Genomic DNA, 19,906 nt, shown 5'->3' on the forward strand with positions numbered 1-19,906 from the left:
ACGATGTTGCCCCTTTCCCACGCGCAAACGCGCATGTGGTTCATCAACCGGTTCGAGGGTCGGACCGCGACCTACAACGTTCCGATCCTCATCCGGATGAGCGGGCGGATCGACCCGGACGCCCTGCGCGCCGCGTTCCTGGACGTGCTGGCACGCCACGAGATCCTGCGCACGGTCTACGACGAGGTGGACGGGCAGCCGGTTCAGCGGCTCGTCGAGCCCGCCGACCTGACCCCGCCGTGGACGGACTGGGGCAACGTGCCCCCCGACCAGGTGAGCGGCGTCATCGCCACGTCCGCGCGCGAGGGCTTCGACCTGTCGGCCGACCTGCCGATCCGGGCCTACCTGCTGCGCCCCGAACCCGACGCCGCCCTGCTCGTCGTGGTGATCCACCACATCGCGGGCGACGGCGGCTCGCTGGGCCCGTTCACCGGGGACCTCTCGGCCGCCTACCGCGCCCGCGTGACGGGGACGGCGCCGGACTGGGCCGAGCTGCCGGTGCAGTACTCGGACTACGCGCTGTGGCAGCGCGAGCTCCTCGGTGACGAGTCCGACCCCGCCAGCGTCTTCTCGACCCAGCTCGACTACTGGCGGCGGGAGCTGACGGGCGTGTCCCGGCCGGTCACGCTGCCGTTCGACCGGCCACGTCCCGCCAGGGCGAGCTACCGCGGCGACAACCACGGGTTCCGGATCTCCGCGGAGCTCGTCGAGAAGGCCGAGCGGTTCGCGCAGACGCGCAACGTGACGGTCCCGATGGTGTTCCAGGCCGCGCTGGCCGTCCTGCTGCACCGGCTCGGCGGCGACGAGGACATCACGCTCGGCTCGCCGATCGCGGGCCGCACCGACGAGGCCCTCGAAGAGCTCGTCGGGTTCTTCGTCAACACCTGGGTGCTGCGGGTGTCGCTCGACCCCAGTGCGTCGTTCGAGCAGGTGCTCGACGCGGTGCGGGAGAAGGCGCTCGCCGCCTACGACCACCAGGACCTGCCGTTCGAACGGCTGGTGGAGCTGCTGCGGCCCGAGCGGTCGATCGCGCACCACCCGCTGTTCCAGGTCACGCTCGCGTGGCAGAACAGCGTCCGGCAGGAGCTGGACCTGCCGGACGTCACCGCCTCGATGGAGCCGGTGTTCACCGGCACGGCCAAGTTCGACCTGTTCTTCAACCTGATGCCGGACCTGACCGGCAAGGCCGTGACGGTGGACCTGGAGTACGCGACCGACCTGTTCGACGCCGCCACCGCGGCGGCGATCGCGGAGCGCTTCCTCGGCGTGGTCGAGCAGGTGGTCGCGAACCCGAGCGTCGGCGTCGCCGAGGTGGACGTGCCACCTCTGCCCGCGACGAGTGCGGACCAGACAGGCGGCCTGGCCGACGACGAGCGCGAGAAGATCCTCTACCGGTGGAACGACACCGACCGGGACTTCCCCTGCCCGGGGTCGATCCACCTGCCGTTCGAGAAGCAGGCCGCCGCGCGGCCCGACGCGATCGCCGTGCGCTGGGCGGGCGGCACGATCACCTACCGCGAGCTGAACCGGCAGGCGAACCGGATCGCCTGGACCCTCAAGCGCCGAGGCGTGGGGCCGGAGACCGTGGTCGGTGTGGCCGTGCGGCGCGGCCCGCTCATGGTCGCGGCCGTGCTCGGCATCCTCAAGGCGGGCGGCGCGTACCTGCCCATCGGTGCGTCGCTGCCGTCCGAGCGCGTCGCCGGGATGCTCGCCGACGCGTCGGCGCGTCTCGTGCTGACCACCGACGACACCAACAAGTGGACGCCCCCGGACGGTGTCGAGCTGCTCGACGTCGGCGGTGCCGGAATGGCGCTGTCGCTGGACGGCGAGATCGACCCCGATCCGGTGGCCGGCGCGGACAACACCGCCTACATCATCTTCACCTCGGGCAGCACCGGAAAGCCCAAGGGCGTCACCGTGTCGCACCGCCCGGTGCACAACCTGCTGAACTGGTGCCACCGGATCTTCGAGTTCGGGCCCGACGACGTCAGCCTGTGCGTCACGCAGCTGGACTTCGACCTGTCCGTGTTCGACATCTTCGGCATGCTCGGCGCCGGCGGTGGTCTCTACATCGCCGACGCCGTCCAGCAGCGCGACCCCGAGCTGCTGCTCGACGTCCTGCTCTCGGAGCCGATCACGTTCTGGAACTCGGTGCCGGGCACGATGAACCAGCTGGTCCCGCTGCTCGGGCAGGCGGAGGGCCATCCGGGTGCGCGGAACCTGCGCCTCGTCTACTTCTCCGGCGACTACACCCCGCTGCCCCTGCCGGACCAGGTCAAGGCGACCTTCCCGAACGCGCGGATCGTCAGCCTCGGCGGTGCGACCGAGGCGACCGTGTGGTCGAACTTCTTCCCCGTCGGCGCGATCGACCCGGAGTGGCGCTCCATCCCGTACGGGCGGCCCATCGACAACGCCCGCTACTACGTGCTCGACGAGAAGCTGCAGCCGTGCCCGGTCGGCGTCGAGGGCGACCTCTACATCGGCGGGCCGGTCATCGCGCTCGGGTACGTGAACCGTCCGGGCCTGACGTCCGAGAGGTTCGTCGCCGACCCGTTCGGTGACGTCCCCGGTCAGCGCATCTACCGCACCGGCGACCGCGCGAGCTTCTTCCCCGACGGCAACATCTGCTTCCTCGGCCGCGCGGACGGCCAGGTGAAGGTGCGCGGGTTCCGCATCGAGCTGGGCGAGATCGAGTACGCCCTGAGCCGGCACCCCGCGGTGCGCCAGGCCGTCGCGATCACCCGCCGGGACGCCGCGGGCGACCTGCGGCTGGTCTCCTACGTCCTGCCCGACCTGGACGCCGTGGAGAGCGTCGTCGCCGCCGACGAGCAGGTCGGGGAGTGGCAGGAGATCTACGACCAGGGCTACCAGGAGGTCACCGACCGCGAGCTCGGCGACGACTTCGCCATGTGGGTCTCCAGCTACACCGGCGAGCCCATCCCCGTCGAGCAGATGCGCGTGTGGCAGGAAGCCGCCGTGGACCGGATCCTCGCGTTCACGCCGCGGCGCGTGCTGGAGCTCGGCGCCGGGACCGGCCTGCTGCTCGCCCGTGTCGCGGGCAGCGTGGAGACGTACTGGGCGACCGACTTCTCGGAGACGGTCGTGGAGCGGCTCGGCCGGCAGGTGGCGCGGGCCGGCTGGTCGGAGCGGGTGCGCGTGCTGGCCAGGCGCGCGGACGACCTGAACGGCATCCCGGAGATCTTCGACACCGTCGTGCTCAACTCCGTCGCGCAGTACTTCCCGAACGAGGCGTACCTGGAGCGGGTGCTCGACAGCGCCTGGGAGGTGCTCGAACCGGGCGGCAGGCTCGTGCTCGGCGACATCCGCAGGGCCCGGTCCCTGCGCGCGTTCCAGGTGGCCGTGCAGCGGGCCAAGCACGGTGACGTGCCGCCGGCCCAGCTGCGTGGCGCGGTGGAACAGGCCCTGCTGCTGGAGAAGGAGCTGGTCGTCGACCCGGAGTGGTTCTGCCGCTGGGCGGGGCGAGCGGGCGCGGCCGGCGTCGACGTGCGTCTCAAGGACGGCGCGTACCAGAACGAGCTGACCCGGCACCGGTACGAGGTCGTGATCCACAAGCCGGGCGGGCCGGCCGCGGACCAGCCTCTCGTGGTGGCCGAGGCCCCGCGCCTTCCGTGGGACGGCGATCTCGGCGGTCTGGCCGCCCGCGTCCGCGACCTGGGCGAGCCGGCGGTGCGGGTCACCGGCATCCCGAACGCCCGCGTGACCGGTGAGGTGACGGCCGCGCGGGAGCTCGGACTGGAGGAGTCCGAGCCGTCCGCGCAGGCGCCGCTGGACCCGCACGAGCTGACGTCCTGGGCGGCGGGGCACGGCTGGCAGGTCGCGCTGACCTGGTCCGGCGCGGCCGTCGACCGGTTCGAGGCGGTCGTGCTCACCGGCGGTACGCGGCACCAGGCCGTAGCGGGCACCTACGTCCCGCTGACGGGCACCGGCACGTGGATCAACGACCCGGCCGCGGCCGCGGGGGTCACCGCGCTGCCCGCGGTCCTGCGCGAGCACCTCGCGAAGAGCCTGCCCGAGTACATGGTGCCGTCGGCGATCATGCCGATCGGCAGCGTGCCGCTCACCGCGAACGGCAAGCTCGACCGCGCGGCACTGCCCGCGCCCGAGTACGCCGCCGCCCGGCGCGGACGGCTGCCCTCCACGCCGGAGGAGGAGTCGCTGTGCGACATCTTCGCGAGCGTCCTCGGCCTCGACAGCGTCGGCGTGGACGACAACTTCTTCACCATCGGCGGCCACTCGCTGCTGGCCACCCGCGTGGTGAGCCGGATCCGCGCCGCGCACGGGGTGGAGATCCCGATCCGGGCGGTCTTCGAGGCGCCGACGGTCGCCGAGCTGGTGACCCGGCTGGCGGGGCAGCGCGAGGTGAGGCCGGCGCTGCGGCCGCGGTCCAGGCCCGACCGGTTGCCCGTTTCCTTTGCGCAGCAACGGTTGTGGTTCATCCACCGGTTCGAGGGACCCTCACCGACCTACATCATCCCGCTGTCCATGCGGTTGCGGGGCAAGCTGGACGCGACCGCGATGCGCCAGGCAGTGCGCGACGTCGTGGTCCGGCACGAGTCGCTGCGCACGGTGTTCGAGGAAGTGGACGGGCTGCCGTACCAGCGCGTCGTCGACGGCGCCGAGCTGGAGATCCCGTGGCAGGAGCACGACGTCGCCGCGGAGGACCTGCGCGACGCGTTGCGCACCGAGGCGCGCAGGCCGTTCGACCTGGCGGCGGACATCCCGGTGCGGGCCGCGCTGTTCCGCCTCGGCGAGCACGACGCGGTGCTGCTGCTGCCGTTGCACCACATCGCGGCGGACGGCTGGTCGCTCGGCCCGCTGGCGGAGGACCTCACCGCCGCGTACACCGCGAGGTGCGACGGGAAGCCCCCGCAGTGGGCGCCGCTACCGGTCCAGTACGCCGACTACACGTTGTGGCAACGCGATCTGCTCGGCGGCGACGAGGCCCACAGCCTCTACGGCCGTCAGCTCGACTACTGGACCGAGCAGCTGGCGGAACTGCCGGAGTCGCTGGCACTCCCGGCGGACCGCGCCCGTCCCGACGTCGCGTCCTTCGCCGGTGACGTGCTGCCCGTGGAGTTCGACGAGGCGCTGACCGAGGGCATCCGGCAGCTGGCGCTGCGCACCGGGACCACCGTGTCCATGGTGCTGCAGGCGGGTCTGGCCGGGCTGCTCAGCAGGCTCGGAGCCGGGCACGACATCCCGATCGGTTCACCGATCGCCGGGCGCACCGACGAGGCGCTCAACCGGCTGGTGGGCTTCTTCGTCAACACCTGGGTGGCCCGCGTCGACACCAGTGGGAACCCGACGCTGAACGACCTGGTGGACCGGGTGCGCGGGGTCAGCCTCGCCGCGTACGACCACCAGGACGTTCCGTTCGAGCACCTGGTCGAGAAGCTGAACCCCGTCCGCTCGACCGCGCACCACCCGCTCTTCCAGGTGTGCCTGGCCCTGCAGAACAACGTGCAGATGGCCTTCGACCTGCCCGGGCTGACGGTGGCCCACGAGCCGGTCGACATGGGCGTCTCCCGCTTCGACCTGTTCCTGAACCTCCTGGAGATGACCGACGGCGACGGGAAGAACCGGATCGAGGGACTCGCGGAGTACGCGACCGAGCTGTTCGACCGCGAGACCGTCGCCGGGCTCGTGAACCGCTGGCGACACCTGCTGCGGCAGTGGGTCGCCGCGCCGGAGACGCCGATCGACGCGGTGGAGATCCTCACCCCCGACGACGTGGCGGTGTTGCAGCAGTGGTCGGGCGGTGGCACTTCGCGTGTCACGGGAACGATTCCCGAGCGCTTCGCCGCCGTGGTCGCCGAGCAGCCGGACGCCGTCGCCCTCGTGGCCGCGGACGGCACCGAGAGCTGGACCTACGCCGAGCTGGACGAGTGGGCCAACCGCATCGCCCACCACCTGCGCGGACGTGGCGCCGGCGCGGGCCGCCGAGTCGCGCTGATCATGGACCGGTCGCCGCTGATGGTCGCGGCGGTCCTGGGCACGGTGAAGGCGGGCGCCGCCTACGTGCCGATCGACCCCGCCTGCCCGCGCAAGCGGATCGACTTCGTGCTCGCCGATCTCGACCCGGCCGTCGTTCTCGACGACCGACTGTCCGAAGAGGACCTTTCCGGACATCCGGCGTCGCCACCTGTCGGTGATGTCGGCGATGTCGCCTACGTGCTCTACACGTCGGGCTCGATGCCGAACGGGGTGGAGGTGAGCCACCGCAACGTGCTCACCCTCGCGCTCGACCCGACCTGGAGCGCCCACGAACGGGTGCTCGTGCACACCCCGCCCGCCAACGACCCGTCGGCGTACGAGCTCTGGGTGCCGCTGCTGAACGGAGGCGCGGCCGTGGTCGCCCCGCCCGGAAAGCTCGACCCGGCAAGGCTCGCGAGCGTCATCACCGAGCGGGACGTGACCGGGCTGTGGCTCACCGCGGGCCTGTTCGACCTGCTCACGCAGCACCACCCGAAGTGCTTCGCCGGGGTGCGCGAGGTGTGGGCGGGCGGCGACGTCCTGTCCCCGGCCGCGGTACGACGGCTGGACGGCTCGCTCACCGTCGTGCACGGGTACGGCTCCACCGAGACCACCGCCTTCGCGGCCGCGCACCGAATGTCCACAGTGGACCGGTGCAAGGACCCGCTGCCGATCGGCGAGCCCGTGGCGGGCAGCCGCCTGCACGTTCTCGACGACAAGCTGAGGCCGGTGCCGCAGGGCGTGACGGGCGAGCTCTACGTCGGCGGTGACGGGGTGGCACTCGGGTACGCGAACCGGCCGCGGCTCACCGCCGAGAGGTTCGTCGCCGACCCGTTCGGACAGCCCGGTGAGCGGCTGTACCGCACCGGCGACCTGGTCCGGTGGAACCACGGCGGGCAGCTGGAGTTCTTGGGCCGCAACGACAACCGGCTGACCTTCCGCGGCCTGCGCGTCGAGCCCGGCGAGATCGAGGCGGCGCTGCTGCGGCGGGACGGCGTGGCGGAGGCAGTCGTCGTCGCCCGTCCGGACCGGCACGGCGAGCAGCAGCTGGTCGCCTACGTGGTCCCGGAAGTGGTGGAGGGTTCGGCCGCGGACGTGACCGAGCACGTGGAGAAGTGGCGGTTCGTCTACGACTCGATGTACGGCGACACCACCGGAACCATCGGCGAGGACTTCACCGGCTGGAACAGCTCCTACACCCGTGAGCCCATTCCGCTGGCCGAGATGCGCGAGTGGCGTGACTCGACGGTGGCGAAGGTGCGCGGCCTGGGGGCTCGCCGGGTGCTGGAGATCGGCGTCGGTTCGGGCCTGCTGCTCGGGCCGCTCGCGCCGGCCGCCGAGGAGTACTGGGGCACCGACTTCTCCGAGCCGGTGATCGAGCGCCTCGCGGCTCAGATCGGGCCGGAGCTGAAGGACCGGGTGACGTTGCGGTGCCAGGCCGCCGACGTCGCCGACGGGCTGCCCGAGGGGTACTTCGACACCGTCGTCCTCAACTCCGTCGTGCAGTACTTCCCGGACGCGGGCTACCTCGCCCGCGTGCTGGACGTCGCGCTGTCGCGGCTCGCACCGGGCGGCCGGATCCTCGTCGGCGACGTCCGCAACCACGCGACGCTGCGAGCGTTCCTGACGGCCGTGCACCGCGCACAGCACCCCGACGACGGCCCGGCGGTCGTGCGGACCGCGGTCGAACGCGCGGTGCTGGGGGAGCGGGAACTGGTCATCGACCCCGGCTTCTTCACCGAGTGGGCCCGGACCCGTGACGACGTGGTGGCCGTGGACGTCCAGCTCAAGCCCGGCGCGCACCAGAACGAGCTCACCCGGCACCGTTACGAGGTCGTGCTGCACAAGCTGCCGAGCCGGCCGTTGCGCCTCGCCGACGTGCGCACGGCGGCGTGGGGCGTGGACGTGCGCGAGCTGTGCGAGCTGGAGCCGGCGCTGGCCGAGCACGGTGGCCGCCTGCGGCTGATCAGGATCCCGAACGCGCGGCTCGTGGGCGAGGCCGGCGTGGCCGCTCAGGCGGCACTCGACCCGCACGAGCTGGTGGTGTGGGGCGAAGAACGGGGCCACACCGTGCTGACCACGTGGTCGGCGGAGGCACCCGGCTGGTTCGAGGCGGTGATCGTGCCCGCGGGCAGTGCGCACTGCTACGACGGTGTGCACCGGCCGGACTCCGCGGCGAGGCAGCTGGTCAACGTGCCCGCGCTGGCCCGCAAGGTCGCGCGGCTGCCGTTGTGGTTGCGCGAGGAGCTGGCGGCAGAGCTGCCGGAGCACCTCGTGCCGGCCGACGTCATGGCCGTCGAGCGGCTGCCGTTGACCGCGGCGGGGAAGATCGACCTCGCCGAGCTGCCGGAGACCGACCCGGTCGACCACGACCACGCCACGCCGCGCACGCCGCTGGAGGCCGAGCTCGCGGTCCTGTTCGCCGAGGTGCTGGGCGTGGACAGGGTCGGGGTCGACGACGACTTCTTCGACCGCGGCGGCAGCTCCCTGCAGGTCATCCGGCTCATCTGGCGGATCCAGGCGGAGCTGGGCTTCGAGATCCCCGTCCGAACCCTGTTCGGGCACCCGTCGGTGAGCGAGCTCGCGGAGCAGCTGGCGGCCGACCGGGAGGACCACGAGTTCGACGACCCGTTCTCCGTCGTGCTGGCCATCCGGACCGGCGGCGACCGGGCTCCGGTGTGGATGGTGCCGCCGGGCGGCGGCCTGGCCTGGGCCTACCTCGGCTTCGCCCTGCACCTCGACCCGTCGCGGCCGGTGTACGGCCTGCAGGCGCGGGGGTTCGCGGGTGAGCCGCGGGCGACGTCGATCAAGGCCGTGGTGGACGACTGGGTCGACCAGATGCTGCGCGTCCAGCCGGAAGGTCCCTACCACGTCCTCGGCTGGTCGCTGGGCGGGCCGATGGCGCAGGCGGTGGCGGGCGAGCTGCAGAGCCGGGGACGCGAGGTGGGTCTCGTCGGCGTGCTCGACTCGGGCCCGTCGAGCTATTTCGCCGATTTCCGCAGTCCCGACGAGGGGCTGGTGCGCCGCTATCTCGCGCATTACATGGGTCATTTGGCGGGAATGGAGGAGTTCGAGTCGCTCGTCAAGACCGCCACCGCTCTCTTCATCGAGCACACGGAGCTGATCACGCGGTTCACCTCGCCGGTGTTCCGCGGTGACCTGGTCTTCTTCTGCGCCCTGATCGACCAGGCCACCCGTGAACGACGGGAGCTCGAAGTGGAGCTCGACGTCATGTGGCAGGAGTTCACCGACGGAGCCGTGAAGCGCTTCGAAATCGAATGCGCGCACAACGAGATGATGTGGTCCGAGAACGCGGCTGAGATCGGCCGCTACGTCAACAAGATCCTGAGCGAGGAGAAATGACCGTGAATCCGTTCGACGACGACAACGGCGAGTTCTACGTGGTGGTCAACAACGAGGACCAGCACTCGCTGTGGCCCTCGTTCTCCGACGTGCCCGCCGGGTGGCGCGCGGTGTTCGGGCCCGCCGGGCGAGCGGAGAGCCTCGCGTACGTGGACGAGCACTGGACCGACATGCGGCCGAAGAGCCTGCGCGAGGCTGTTCGCTGAGAACCTGCTTCATTCCGCCGAGGACCCCGTGGTGTCGAACCACGGGGTCCTCGGCGGTTTCGGCACGTCGAGGAACGCCACGTACCCGGCGAGCTGGTTCGCGGCTTCGAGCATCGCCACGCCCCGCGTGGTCAGCCGCCGGCGCCAGTCCTCCAGCGCCCTGGCGAGCGCCTGCGTCCCGCCCGCCGTGCGGATCTGCTTCACGACGACCGCGATCCGTTCGAGTCCGTAGCCGCCGCGCCGCAAGAGGTGCGCGAGCTCGGCGTCCCGGACGTCGGCCGCGTCGTAGGTGCGGTGACCGGACGCCGAGCGCTGCGGGACCACGATCCCGGTGTCCTCCCAGTTGCGCAGGGTCGCGGCGGTCACGCCGAGGCGGTCCGCCAGCCTGCCGATGCTGAACGTCGTGCGCCGCCCGTGCGCGGGCTCCGCGATCGGCGTGGTGGCCAGGTGTTCGACCGCCTCCGCGACCGCCTCCAGCGTCTCGCGGTCGCGCAGCAGCTGGGCGTGGCTGCGGTCGATCGCCCACAGCGCCGCGTCCACCTGGCCCGTGTTGAGCGCACGCATGATCTCCCGCGCGATGGCGTAGCCGTGGGCCGGCACGAGCGCGAGCAGAGCCCGCAGGGCAGCGGCGTGCACCTCCGCGTAGACGCGGTAGCCGCTGTCGGTGCGCTCCGCGGGCGGGATGAGCCCGTCGGTCTCGTAGTTGCGGACAGCCTGGGGCGTGATCGAGTGCTCACGCGCGAGGTCGATCGGTCGCAGCTTGCTCACGGTTTTAAACTTTACAGCACCCCACCTGGGCGTTCCCGTAGAAAAGTTCAAACACGGTGTTCAACGATATGATTAGGACTCATGCAAACCAGGAAAGCACAAACACCTGGCTTCGTGAACTTCGACGGGAAGGGGGATCCCGGATGGCTCCGGCAGTTCTGATCTCCGGCTTGACCAAGCGCTTCGAGTCCAAGCGCGGCGCCGTGACAGCGCTCGACGGCCTCGATCTCACCGTGCCCGAGGGCACCATCCACGGCCTGCTCGGCCCGAACGGCGCCGGCAAGACCACGGTCGTGCGCATCCTCAGCACGCTGCTCACCCCCGACGGGGGCAAGGCGGAGGTGTTCGGCCTCGACGTCGTGAAGGACGCCTGGCGGGTCCGCGCGGCCATCGGCTTCACCGGCCAGAGCGTCGCCGTCGACTTCATGCTGACCGGCCGCGAGAACCTCGTGATGATCGGCAAGCTGTTCGGGCTGTCGAAGTCCGTGTCCACGGCACGGGCGGACGAGCTGCTGGAGCGCTTCGACCTCGTGGAGGCGGGCGCGCGGCAGGTGCGCACCTACTCGGGCGGCATGCAGCGCAGGCTCGACCTCGCCGCGAGCCTCATCGCGAAGCCCCGCCTGCTGTTCCTCGACGAGCCCACGACCGGGCTCGACCCGCGCAGCCGCATCGAGGTCTGGCGTTCGGTGACCGAGCTGCGCAAGGAAGGCGCGACGGTCCTGCTCACCACCCAGTACCTGGAGGAGGCCGACCAGCTCGCCGACTCGCTGTCGGTGCTCGGCGGCGGCAAGGTCATCGCGAACGGCACGCCCGACGAGCTCAAGGCTCAGGTGGGCCCGGACTGGGTCGACGTGACGCTCGTCGACACCGAATCCGTTGCCAAGGCGGAGGAACTGCTGCGGAGCAAGCTCGGCGTCGAACCCGTCACCGACACCGAGAACCTCGGGGTGCACGCGCCCGTGGCCGAGGGTGGCCTCGCCGACGTCGTGTACCTGCTGAAGGAGGCCGGGATCGAGGTCGGCAACGTCGCCCTGCGCCGCCCGACCCTCGACGACGTCTTCCTCAAGGTCACCGGCCGTTCCGCGGAGGCGGCTGCCCAGAACGAGAACGGCTCGAAGGTAGGTGCGCGGTAATGGTCGCGATGACTGCTGAACTCCAGCGCGGCAGCGCTGTCCAGGCACCCCGGCGCGGGCTCGGGTGGTGGTTCTCCGGCGCGTTCGAGCTGGCGATGCGCAACGTCCGGCACATCCTGCGCAGCCCCGAGCTGGTCGCCTACGCGCTGATGCAGCCGGTGATGTTCGTCCTGCTGTTCACCTACGTCTTCGGTGGCGCCATCGAGGTTCCCGGGGGCAACTACGAGCAGTTCCTGCTGCCCGGCATCTTCGTGCAGATGGTGCTGTTCAGCTCCGTCTTCGGCACGACCGTCGGTGTGTCCACGGACATGCGCGGCGGGATCATGGACCGCCTGCGCTCGATGCCGATCAGCCGGTCCGCGGTGCTCGTCGGGCGGACGACGTCGGAGATCCTGCGCAACGTCGTGTCCGTGGCCGTGATGATCATCGTCGGCCTGATCATCGGGTTCCGGTTCGAGAACGGGTTGCTGCCCGCACTCGGCGCCCTGGCACTGCTGCTGTTCTTCGGCTACGCCATGTCGTGGCTCGGCGTGTTCGTCGGCCTGACGACCAAGAGCCCCAACGCCGCCCAGTCGGCCGGCCTCACGTGGCTCTTCCCGTTCACCTTCATCTCGTCGGCGTTCGCGCCCACCGAGACGATGCCGGGGTGGTTGCGGCTCTACGCGGACCACAGCCCCATGACCACCACGGTCAACGCGCTGCGCGGCCTGTTCAACGGCACCCCGGTCGGCAGCGAGATCGTCCAGACGCTCGCCTGGTCGGTCCTCCTCGTCGGGCTGTTCGCCTGGCTCTCGGTCCGCAAGTTCGCGTCGCAGTCGAGCTGACAGACGACCTGGAACCACTGGAGAGGCTTTGTCTGAAGCGACCCACGACTTCATCCGGGTGCACGGGGCTCGGGAGAACAACCTCAAGAACGTCGACGTGGAGATCCCGAAGCGCAAGCTGACCGTGTTCACGGGCGTGTCCGGTTCGGGGAAGAGCTCACTGGTGTTCGACACGATCGCCGCCGAGTCGCAGCGGCTGATCAACGAGACCTACAGCACGTTCGTCCAGGGGTTCATGCCGACGCTGGCGCGCCCCGACGTCGACGTGCTCGAAGGCCTCACCACGGCGATCATCGTCGGCCAGGAGCGCATCGGCAGCAACCCGCGCTCCACCGTCGGCACCGTCACCGACGCGAACGCGATGCTGCGCATCCTGTTCAGCCGGCTGGGCGAGCCGCGGGTGAGCTCGCCCCGGTCGTTCTCGTTCAACATCCCCTCGCTCACCGTCTCCAACACGGTGACGGCCGAGCAGGGTGGCCGGAAGGTCGAGGAGCAGCGCGACTTCGAGGTCGCGGGCGGCATGTGCCCGCGCTGCGAGGGCATCGGGGCGGTGAACGACGTCGACCTCGCCGAGCTCTACGACGCGTCGAAGTCGCTCGACGACGGCGCCATCACCGTTCCCGGCTACCACGTCGGCGGCTGGAACTGGAAGGTCTACGCGGGCTCCGGGCTGCTCGATCCGGGCAAGCCGATCAAGGAGTACGGCAAGAAGGAGCTCGACGACTTCCTGTACCACCAGCCGGTCCGGTTGAAGGTCAACGACCTCAACACGACCTACGAGGGGCTCGTCGCGCGGGTCCAGAAGTCGGTGCTGGCCAAGGACGTCGAGGCGCTCCAGCCGCACGTGCGCGCCTTCGTGGAGCGCGCGGTCACGTTCATGCCGTGTCCCGACTGCGGTGGCAGCCGGCTCAACGAGCGGGCCAGGGAGTCCAGGATCGACGGCGTCAACATCGCCGACGCGTCCGCGATGCAGATCAGCGATCTCGCCGAGTGGGTGCGCGGTCTGGACGAGCCGTCCGTCGCGCCGTTGCTCAAGTCGCTGCTGCATTCCCTCGACTCGTTCGTGAGCATCGGGCTGGGCTACCTCTCGCTCGACCGGGCCTCGGGCACGCTCTCCGGCGGTGAGGCGCAGCGCGTCAAGATGATCCGGCACCTGGGGTCGCCGCTGACCGACGTCACCTACGTCTTCGACGAGCCGACGGTCGGTCTGCACCCCCACGACATCCAGCGGATGAACAACCTCCTGCGGCAGCTGTGCGACAAGGGCAACACCGTGCTCGTCGTGGAGCACAAGCCGGAGGTCATCGCCACCGCGGACCACGTCGTGGACCTCGGCCCCGCGGCGGGCACGGCGGGAGGCACCGTCTGCTTCGAGGGCGCTGTCGCGGACCTGCGGACCAGTGGCACGCTGACCGGACGCCACCTCGACGACAGGGCGTCGCTCAAGGACGAGGTGCGTCCGCCGACGGGTGTGCTCTCGGTGCGGGGAGCGAACAAGCACAACCTGCGTGACGTCGACGTCGACATCCCGCTCGGCGTGCTCGTCGTCGTGACCGGTGTGGCGGGTTCGGGCAAGAGCTCGCTGATCGAGGGTTCCGTGTCCAAACGCGACGGTGTGATCGCGATCGACCAGGGGCCGATCAAGGGTTCGCGGCGGAGCAACCCCGCCACCTACACCGGCATGCTCGAGCCGATCCGCAAGGCGTTCGCCAAGGCCAACGGTGTGAAGCCGGGACTGTTCAGCCCGAACTCCGAGGGCGCCTGCCCGACGTGCAAGGGCGCCGGCGTCATCTACACGGACCTGGCGATCATGGCGGGCGTCGCGACGACGTGCGAGGACTGCGACGGCAAGCGGTTCCAGAGCTCGGTGCTCGAGTACCGCCTCGGCGACCGCGACATCAGTGAAGTGCTGGCCATGCCGGTGACGGAGGCGCGCGAGTTCTTCGCCACCGGCAAGGCGCGCACGCCCGCCGTCGTCGCGATCCTCGACCGGCTCGCCGACGTCGGGCTCGGCTACGTCTCGCTGGGCCAGCCGCTGCCCACCCTCTCCGGTGGTGAACGGCAGCGGCTGAAGCTGGCGACGCACATGGCCGAGAAGGGCGGCATCTACGTCCTCGACGAGCCGACAACCGGTCTGCACCTCGCGGACGTCGAGCGACTTCTCGGTCTGCTCGACCGGCTCGTCGACTCGGGCCGGTCGGTGGTCGTCATCGAGCACCACCAGGCGGTGATGGCGCACGCGGACTGGATCATCGACCTCGGTCCCGGCGCGGGCCACGACGGCGGCCAGATCGTCTTCGAGGGCACGCCGGCCGAGCTCGTCGCCAAGCGCTCCACCCTCACCGGTGAGCACCTGGCGGAGTACGTGGGCGACTGAAAGGCACCTGTGGGCCGCTTTCGTTGCGGCCCACAGGTTCTTTCTTCCGCCTGGCACGACAGACCTGCGACATACCTTTTGCTTCCGTTGCACCGCAATGGAACTGTCGTCTCATGACACGTGACGTAGTTGTCGTCGGCGGTGGTCCCGCCGGCTTGGCCGCTGCCGTGGTCCTGGGTCGCGCCCTGCGCTCGGTGCTGGTCGTCGACGCGGGCGAACCCCGCAACGCGCGCGCCGCGGGCGTGCACAACTTCCTGACCCGGGAATCCCTTTCCCCACAGGACTTCCTGGCTGCCGGACGCGCCGACGCGGAGCGTTACGGCGTCACGTTCCGCACCGGAACCGTCAGCGCCGTCACCGGAACCGCACCGGAGTTCCGCGTGGAGCTGGCCGACGGCACAACGCTTACATCCCGGCGCGTCCTGGTCGCCACCGGCCTGGCCGACGTGCTGCCGGAGATTCCCGGCCTGGCCGAGCGCTGGGGCAAGACCGTGCTCCACTGTGGACACTGCCACGGCTACGAGGCGCGCGGGTCGGCCATCGGCGTGCTCGGCGACCAGCTCGGCGCGTTCATGAACACCCTGCTGTGGCGGCAGTGGAGCGAGGACGTCGTGCTGTTCCTCAACGACGCCTTGGTGCTGGACCCCGAGCAGCAGCGCCAGCTCGACGCCCAGGGTGTCCGCGTCGTGCCCGGCCGCGTCGAGTCGTTCACCGACGCGGGCGTCACGGTCGCCGGCGGCACCGTCGTCCCCCGGACGTACCTGGCCCTGCACACCCGAGTCGAGGCACGCGCCGATTTCCTGGAGCCGCTGGGGTTCAAGCCCGTGGACCTGCCTTTGGGGCTCGGCACCTACCTGCCTGTCGAGGACCCCACCGGCCGCACGTCGGTGCCCGGTCTGTGGGTGGCGGGCAACGCGAGCGACGCGCGGGCCCAGCTCACCTCCGCGGCGGCGGCCGGTGTGACCGCGGGCGAGGCGCTCACCATGGACCTGGTCATGGCCGACGCCGCCGCTGTCGCTTAGCGCGATCTCTGTCCTTGCAACGTCTCTGCCGTTCCGCGGGACGGTGATGGGGAAGGCTCATGTTCGCGGTACCCGAGAACACCATTCCGGTGTCTGCTGCGCCTGTCGCGAAACACCCTCTGGTGATAGCGGCGGAGCTGGCGCGCGACGAAACCCGTTGGCGCAACCGCTTGCGCTTCGATCCGGTGTCACGTTTCGTCTCTTTGATCGACCACACCGAGGAGTACGAGGCGTGGCTGCTGACCTGGCTACCGGGTCAGTCCACGGAGCTGCACACCCACGGCAACACGACCGGCGCGTTCCGGGTGGTCTCCGGCGTGCTGACCGAGGAGGTGATGCGCACGAACGAGACACTGGCCCTGGAGTCCGGCCAGACCAGGGTCTTCGCGCCCCACTACGTCCACCGGGTGTCGAACAACGGCAGCGAACCGGCGGTGAGCATTCACGTGTACCGGCCGGTCCGCGAGATGCGCCTCTATCCCTGAACCTGGCTGTGTTGCAACGCTTCAGGCGTCCGGTCCTTCTGCGCGGGGATCCGTTCGACCGACTTGAAGAACAGCATCAAGCCGATGAACGCCAGCGGGTAGACGAGGTAACCGAACCGGCTGGCAGGCATCAGCAGGATCGCCGCGCCCATGCCGACCGTCACGCGCCAGAACGCGTCGGCGGCGGTGTCTGGGCGGCGGACGATCAGCCACGCCACGATGGCGAGGCCGGTCAGGACCAGCAGCGCGAGCGCCGCGAGGTGGCCGGTGGATCCGAGTTCGGTCAGCAGGCGGCCGGGGAACGGGCTCGAGGCCGGTGAGGAGACGTGTGCGCCGCCTGTGGGGAAGCGGATCGCGTGTTCCACGAACGCTTTCGCGTCGACCAGCAGCACCGGCAGGGTGAAGCCGAGACAGGTTGCCGCGAAGAGTGCGATGTGGCGCCTGCCCAGCATGAACACGACGAGCACGACGATCGCCGGCAGGGCGATGAGTTTGATGCTGACGACGGCCGCCGCCACGACGGCGGCCCAGCCGTGGCGCTTGGTGATCACCAGAGTGGCGGTGAGAGCGATCAGGGCGATCACCGCCACGTCCTCGCCCGACGTGGTCGTGGTCAGCAACGTCAACGGGCTCACCGCGGCCAGCTGGGCCGCACGCGTCGGGATGCGTGGCCGGCCCAGCAGCCGCAGGCTCAGCACCACGGCGGCGATGGCGACGAGGGCGAACATGACCCGTGCGTCGGTCAGCGGGGTGTCGCCGAACAACGCCCTGGGCAGGCCGAAGACGGGCATCAGCGGGCCNACGGGCTCACCGCGGCCAGCTGGGCCGCACGCGTCGGGATGCGTGGCCGGCCCAGCAGCCGCAGGCTCAGCACCACGGCGGCGATGGCGACGAGGGCGAACATGACCCGTGCGTCGGTCAGCGGGGTGTCGCCGAACAACGCCCTGGGCAGGCCGAAGACGGGCATCAGCGGGCCGTAGGGCGTGTAGTCGTTGACGTCCGGTGCCCTGCCGAGCGCGGTGACGTCCGTGTAGGGCGTGCCGTGCGCGAGCAGGAGACGCGCGGAGCGTTCGATCACCCAGACGTCCGGCTGGGCGTGCCACGTCCACGGCGTCCCGCCGAAGTCCTCCGCGGCGGCGTTGCGGTTGAAGATCAGCACGCCGAGCGGAGCGATGCCGCCGAGGAGCAGGGCGGTCCAGAGGGCCAGCCGGTTGTTGAAGACCGCGAAGGCGCCGGCGGCCAGGAAGGCGACCGCGGCGAACCCGCCCCACACGCGGTAGCCGTAGAACTCCGACGACATCGTGGTCGCGATGGCGAACACCGCGAACCCCAGGTAGAGCACGCCGTCCGCGCACAACGACCTGCCACGCGCGAAAGTCCGATCCAGCATCGACGACCTCTCGTTCACCAGTCCGATGTGGACGAGAGTGCTGGTCGCGGGGGTGCCGCCGGATCGGCGAGAAGGTCAGGAACGGCTGGCCCATGAGCCAGCGGCGGTCACGCCATCGGCCTTTCGGCTGAGGTCATCCGGCCACCACGTGGGCGCGGAACGCCCAGGCGACGACCTCCACCCGGTTGCGCGCGCCGATCTTCGCCTGCGTGGACGCCAGGTAGGCCTTCACGGTGGACACCGAGATCTTCAGCGCCGCGGCGATCTCGGAGTTGCTCAAGCCGCGTGAGACGTGCCGCACGACGTCCAGTTCGCGCTCGGTGAGCAGGTTCGCGTCCGCGTTCGGCTTCGGGGGAGCGGCGCGGCCCAGCACCCGCAGCACGACCGCGGGCGAGATCAGCACGTCGCCGCGGACCGCCGACCGGACGGCCTCGACGAGCAGGGCCGGGCTGGCGTCCTTGGTGAGGAACCCGGTCGCGCCGTGGTCCAGCGCCTTGTGCAGCACCTCGTCGGTGTTGAACGTGGTCACCACGACCACGCGGGTGTGCGGCGCGAGCTGCCGCGTGACCTCCAGACCGTCGAGCCCGGGCATCCGCACGTCGACCAGGCACACGTCCGGCATCAGCTCTCTCGCCCGCTGCACCGCGCTGATGCCGTCGGCGACGTCGGCGACCACGGTGATGTCGGGTTGTGCCTCGAGAATCAGCCGGAAGCCCGTCCGGACCATGTCCTGGTCCTCGGCGATGAGCACGGAGATCACGCGTTTCCCTCCAACGGCAGTTCGGCGGTCACGAGCCAGCCTTCACCCGTGGCACCGGCGAAGAGCCGTCCACCCAGTTCACTCACCCGTTCCCGCATGCCCACCAGCCCGAACCCGCCTGAGTGCGCGGGCCTGGTCGTACCGTTGTCCGCGACGGACAGCAGCAAGGTTGATGCCGTGAGCCGCACGTCGACCTCCACGCTCGTGGCGTTGTGCGCGTGTTTGTGCGCGTTGGTCAGGGCTTCCTGCACGAGCCGCAGCACCGACCGCCCCAGTTCGGGCCGCACGTCGTCGTGCAGCTCGATGGTCGCCTTCACCGGCAGTCCCGACTTCTGCACCAGCTCGTGGAGATCCGCGGAAAGGTCACTGGTCGCCGGCGTCGCGGTCGCGTCACGCAACGCCCGCACCATCGCACGCATCGCACCCAACGCCTCCGTCCCGCCGTTCACGATGCCCGGCAGCATCTTGCACGCGGCAGATTCGTCCTCTTCGGACACCACCGTCGCGGCCTGCGCCTGCACCAGCATGCCGGTGACGTGGTGCGCCACGACGTCGTGCAACTCCCGCGCCATGTCGAGACGCTCCTCCCGCCGTGCCCGCTCATCCCTTGCGGCAGCCAGTTCCGCGAGCACCCGGTCCCGGACCCGCATCAGGTACCCCAGTCCCACCGCCGCGGCCGCGACCAGCACAACGCTCGGCACGATCACGGGATACATGTACTGGACCGTGCGGACATAGGCGGAGAAGACGCACACCGCGACCAAGGCGACTGTGCAGATCGTTGCGACCAGCGGTGTTGCTGTCCACACCAGCACGACGATCAGCGCCGTCACCGCCACTGCCTCGGTCGCGGTCAGCGGCATCTGGTCGAGCCGCAGGACCTCGGCGAGCCCGCCGTACTTGATCGAGGCTGACGCCCACGGATCGCGCGGCAGCAACGTGACGGCGAGGACCGCTGTGCCGGCGGACGCGGTGGCGAGCACGTGGTGGTGGGCTAACACTGCGGCCAGCACGACCACCGCGCTCAGTGCGAGCACCGCCCAGTCCTGGCCCCGTGCCGGTAGCGCGAACACCACCTGGATGCCGAACACGGCGACGACCAACGTGGCGAGGAGCCAGTGACGACGATAGCCAGCCATGATCGCGATGGTAGGGCTGATGTGGGAGGTCCGCTCTCAGACGCCGCTCCTGCGTTCGAAACGCTCGGAGGCGGCGTGCTGGAGGGCTTCAGTCGTTGCTCACGGTGAAGTCGGTGATTCGTGTTGCCGCGCAACAGGTTTTGTTGTAGGAAACCGCGGTGCTGATGGGTCGCTTCGGTTGTACGGCGGCGAGGAACTGCTTTGCCTGTTCGCGCACAGGTCCGCGCCACTGCTCGTTGTTGCCGGGCGTGGGCACCTTTTTGTTGCCGCTGCCCGCGCTCACCACGGCGTTCTCATCGAGGATTTCGATGGTGCAGCCGTCGGAGTCCTCCTTCCAGCGTGCGTCCGAACCGACGGTCAGGCTGATGTCCATCTCCCTGGCCGGTCCGCGGTTGAAAAAGTCCTCCTTGGCGCGTTCGGCTCCCGGCTGGACCCGGTGATGTCC

The 19,906-nt window shown here is 70.3% G+C and carries 12 protein-coding genes; 7 read left to right on the forward strand and 5 right to left on the reverse strand.

Going from position 1 to position 19,906, the window contains the following annotated elements; genetic code table 11:
* Nucleotides 1-3: 3 nt before the first annotated feature.
* Both LFM09_RS40080 and LFM09_RS40085 read left to right on the forward strand, forming a co-directional pair.
* A complete protein-coding gene (locus tag LFM09_RS40080) occupies nucleotides 4-9,357 on the forward strand; it encodes an amino acid adenylation domain-containing protein (protein ID WP_414101860.1) in 9,354 nt (3,117 codons plus the stop codon).
* Complete coding sequence (locus LFM09_RS40085) at nucleotides 9,354-9,563, forward strand: MbtH family protein (protein WP_414101861.1); 210 nt, start codon at nucleotides 9,354-9,356, stop codon at nucleotides 9,561-9,563. Before LFM09_RS40080 ends, LFM09_RS40085 begins: the two co-directional genes overlap by 4 nt.
* A gap of 9 nt (nucleotides 9,564-9,572) precedes the next feature.
* Here the strand turns inward: LFM09_RS40085 and LFM09_RS40090 are convergent, their stop codons facing one another.
* The gene (locus LFM09_RS40090) at nucleotides 9,573-10,322 is read right to left on the reverse strand and encodes a TioE family transcriptional regulator (RefSeq protein ID WP_414101883.1); all 750 of its coding nucleotides are present in this window, start codon (nucleotides 10,320-10,322) and stop codon (nucleotides 9,573-9,575) included.
* Nucleotides 10,323-10,474: 152 nt separating this feature from the next.
* On the opposite strand from LFM09_RS40090, the gene LFM09_RS40095 reads away from it, so the two are divergent.
* The 5 genes from LFM09_RS40095 to LFM09_RS40115 all read left to right on the forward strand — a co-directional run bounded on the left by LFM09_RS40095 (nucleotide 10,475) and on the right by LFM09_RS40115 (nucleotide 16,172).
* Nucleotides 10,475-11,464 carry an ATP-binding cassette domain-containing protein gene (locus tag LFM09_RS40095; RefSeq protein ID WP_414101862.1) on the forward strand — a complete coding sequence of 330 codons (990 nt, stop codon included), beginning with the start codon at nucleotides 10,475-10,477 and terminating at the stop codon, nucleotides 11,462-11,464.
* Between the two features lie 8 nt (nucleotides 11,465-11,472).
* On the forward strand, nucleotides 11,473-12,288 hold the full coding sequence (locus LFM09_RS40100; RefSeq protein WP_414101863.1) for an ABC transporter permease: 816 nt from the start codon (nucleotides 11,473-11,475) through the stop codon (nucleotides 12,286-12,288).
* A gap of 28 nt (nucleotides 12,289-12,316) precedes the next feature.
* On the forward strand, nucleotides 12,317-14,665 hold the full coding sequence (locus LFM09_RS40105) for an ATP-binding cassette domain-containing protein (protein ID WP_414101864.1): 2,349 nt from the start codon (nucleotides 12,317-12,319) through the stop codon (nucleotides 14,663-14,665).
* Nucleotides 14,666-14,778: 113 nt separating this feature from the next.
* The gene (locus LFM09_RS40110; protein WP_414101865.1) at nucleotides 14,779-15,687 is read left to right on the forward strand and encodes an NAD(P)/FAD-dependent oxidoreductase; all 909 of its coding nucleotides are present in this window, start codon (nucleotides 14,779-14,781) and stop codon (nucleotides 15,685-15,687) included.
* A 59-nt stretch (nucleotides 15,688-15,746) separates the two neighbouring features.
* Nucleotides 15,747-16,172, forward strand: coding sequence for a cysteine dioxygenase (locus LFM09_RS40115; RefSeq protein ID WP_414101866.1), 426 nt, complete (start codon nucleotides 15,747-15,749; stop codon nucleotides 16,170-16,172).
* Here LFM09_RS40115 and LFM09_RS40120 read toward each other — a convergent pair.
* The 4 genes from LFM09_RS40120 to LFM09_RS40135 all read right to left on the reverse strand — a co-directional run bounded on the left by LFM09_RS40120 (nucleotide 16,163) and on the right by LFM09_RS40135 (nucleotide 19,834).
* Entirely contained in the window at nucleotides 16,163-16,963 is an 801-nt protein-coding gene (locus LFM09_RS40120) for a glycosyltransferase 87 family protein (protein ID WP_414101867.1), read from the reverse strand. The two genes, LFM09_RS40115 and LFM09_RS40120, sit on opposite strands and share 10 nt — an antisense overlap.
* Nucleotides 16,964-17,695: 732 nt before the next feature.
* Nucleotides 17,696-18,322 (reverse strand): response regulator, encoded by a 627-nt coding sequence (locus tag LFM09_RS40125; protein ID WP_414101868.1) that lies wholly within the window; start codon nucleotides 18,320-18,322, stop codon nucleotides 17,696-17,698.
* Nucleotides 18,319-19,461, reverse strand: a complete 1,143-nt coding sequence (locus tag LFM09_RS40130) for a sensor histidine kinase (RefSeq protein ID WP_414101869.1) — start codon at nucleotides 19,459-19,461, stop codon at nucleotides 18,319-18,321. Before LFM09_RS40130 ends, LFM09_RS40125 begins: the two co-directional genes overlap by 4 nt.
* 88 nt (nucleotides 19,462-19,549) lie before the next feature.
* Entirely contained in the window at nucleotides 19,550-19,834 is a 285-nt protein-coding gene (locus tag LFM09_RS40135; RefSeq protein WP_414101870.1) for a hypothetical protein, read from the reverse strand.
* Nucleotides 19,835-19,906 lie beyond the last annotated feature (72 nt).

Source organism: Lentzea alba, assembly GCF_047445655.1.
Taxonomy (GTDB): domain Bacteria; phylum Actinomycetota; class Actinomycetes; order Mycobacteriales; family Pseudonocardiaceae; genus Lentzea; species Lentzea alba_A.

What these genes read in the sequence shown, in the direction of transcription:
- LFM09_RS40085 (WP_414101861.1), top strand. Translation starts at nt 9,354, where the DNA reads ATGACCGTGAATCCGTTCGACGACGACAACGGCGAGTTCTACGTGGTG.
- LFM09_RS40095 (WP_414101862.1), top strand. Translation starts at nt 10,475, where the DNA reads ATGGCTCCGGCAGTTCTGATCTCCGGCTTGACCAAGCGCTTCGAGTCC.
- LFM09_RS40135 (WP_414101870.1), bottom strand. Translation starts at nt 19,834, where the DNA reads ATGGACATCAGCCTGACCGTCGGTTCGGACGCACGCTGGAAGGAGGAC.
- LFM09_RS40130 (WP_414101869.1), bottom strand. Translation starts at nt 19,461, where the DNA reads ATGGCTGGCTATCGTCGTCACTGGCTCCTCGCCACGTTGGTCGTCGCC.
- LFM09_RS40115 (WP_414101866.1), top strand. Translation starts at nt 15,747, where the DNA reads ATGTTCGCGGTACCCGAGAACACCATTCCGGTGTCTGCTGCGCCTGTC.
- LFM09_RS40120 (WP_414101867.1), bottom strand. Translation starts at nt 16,963, where the DNA reads ATGCCCGTCTTCGGCCTGCCCAGGGCGTTGTTCGGCGACACCCCGCTG.
- LFM09_RS40110 (WP_414101865.1), top strand. Translation starts at nt 14,779, where the DNA reads ATGACACGTGACGTAGTTGTCGTCGGCGGTGGTCCCGCCGGCTTGGCC.
- LFM09_RS40080 (WP_414101860.1), top strand. Translation starts at nt 4, where the DNA reads ATGTTGCCCCTTTCCCACGCGCAAACGCGCATGTGGTTCATCAACCGG.
- LFM09_RS40100 (WP_414101863.1), top strand. Translation starts at nt 11,473, where the DNA reads ATGACTGCTGAACTCCAGCGCGGCAGCGCTGTCCAGGCACCCCGGCGC.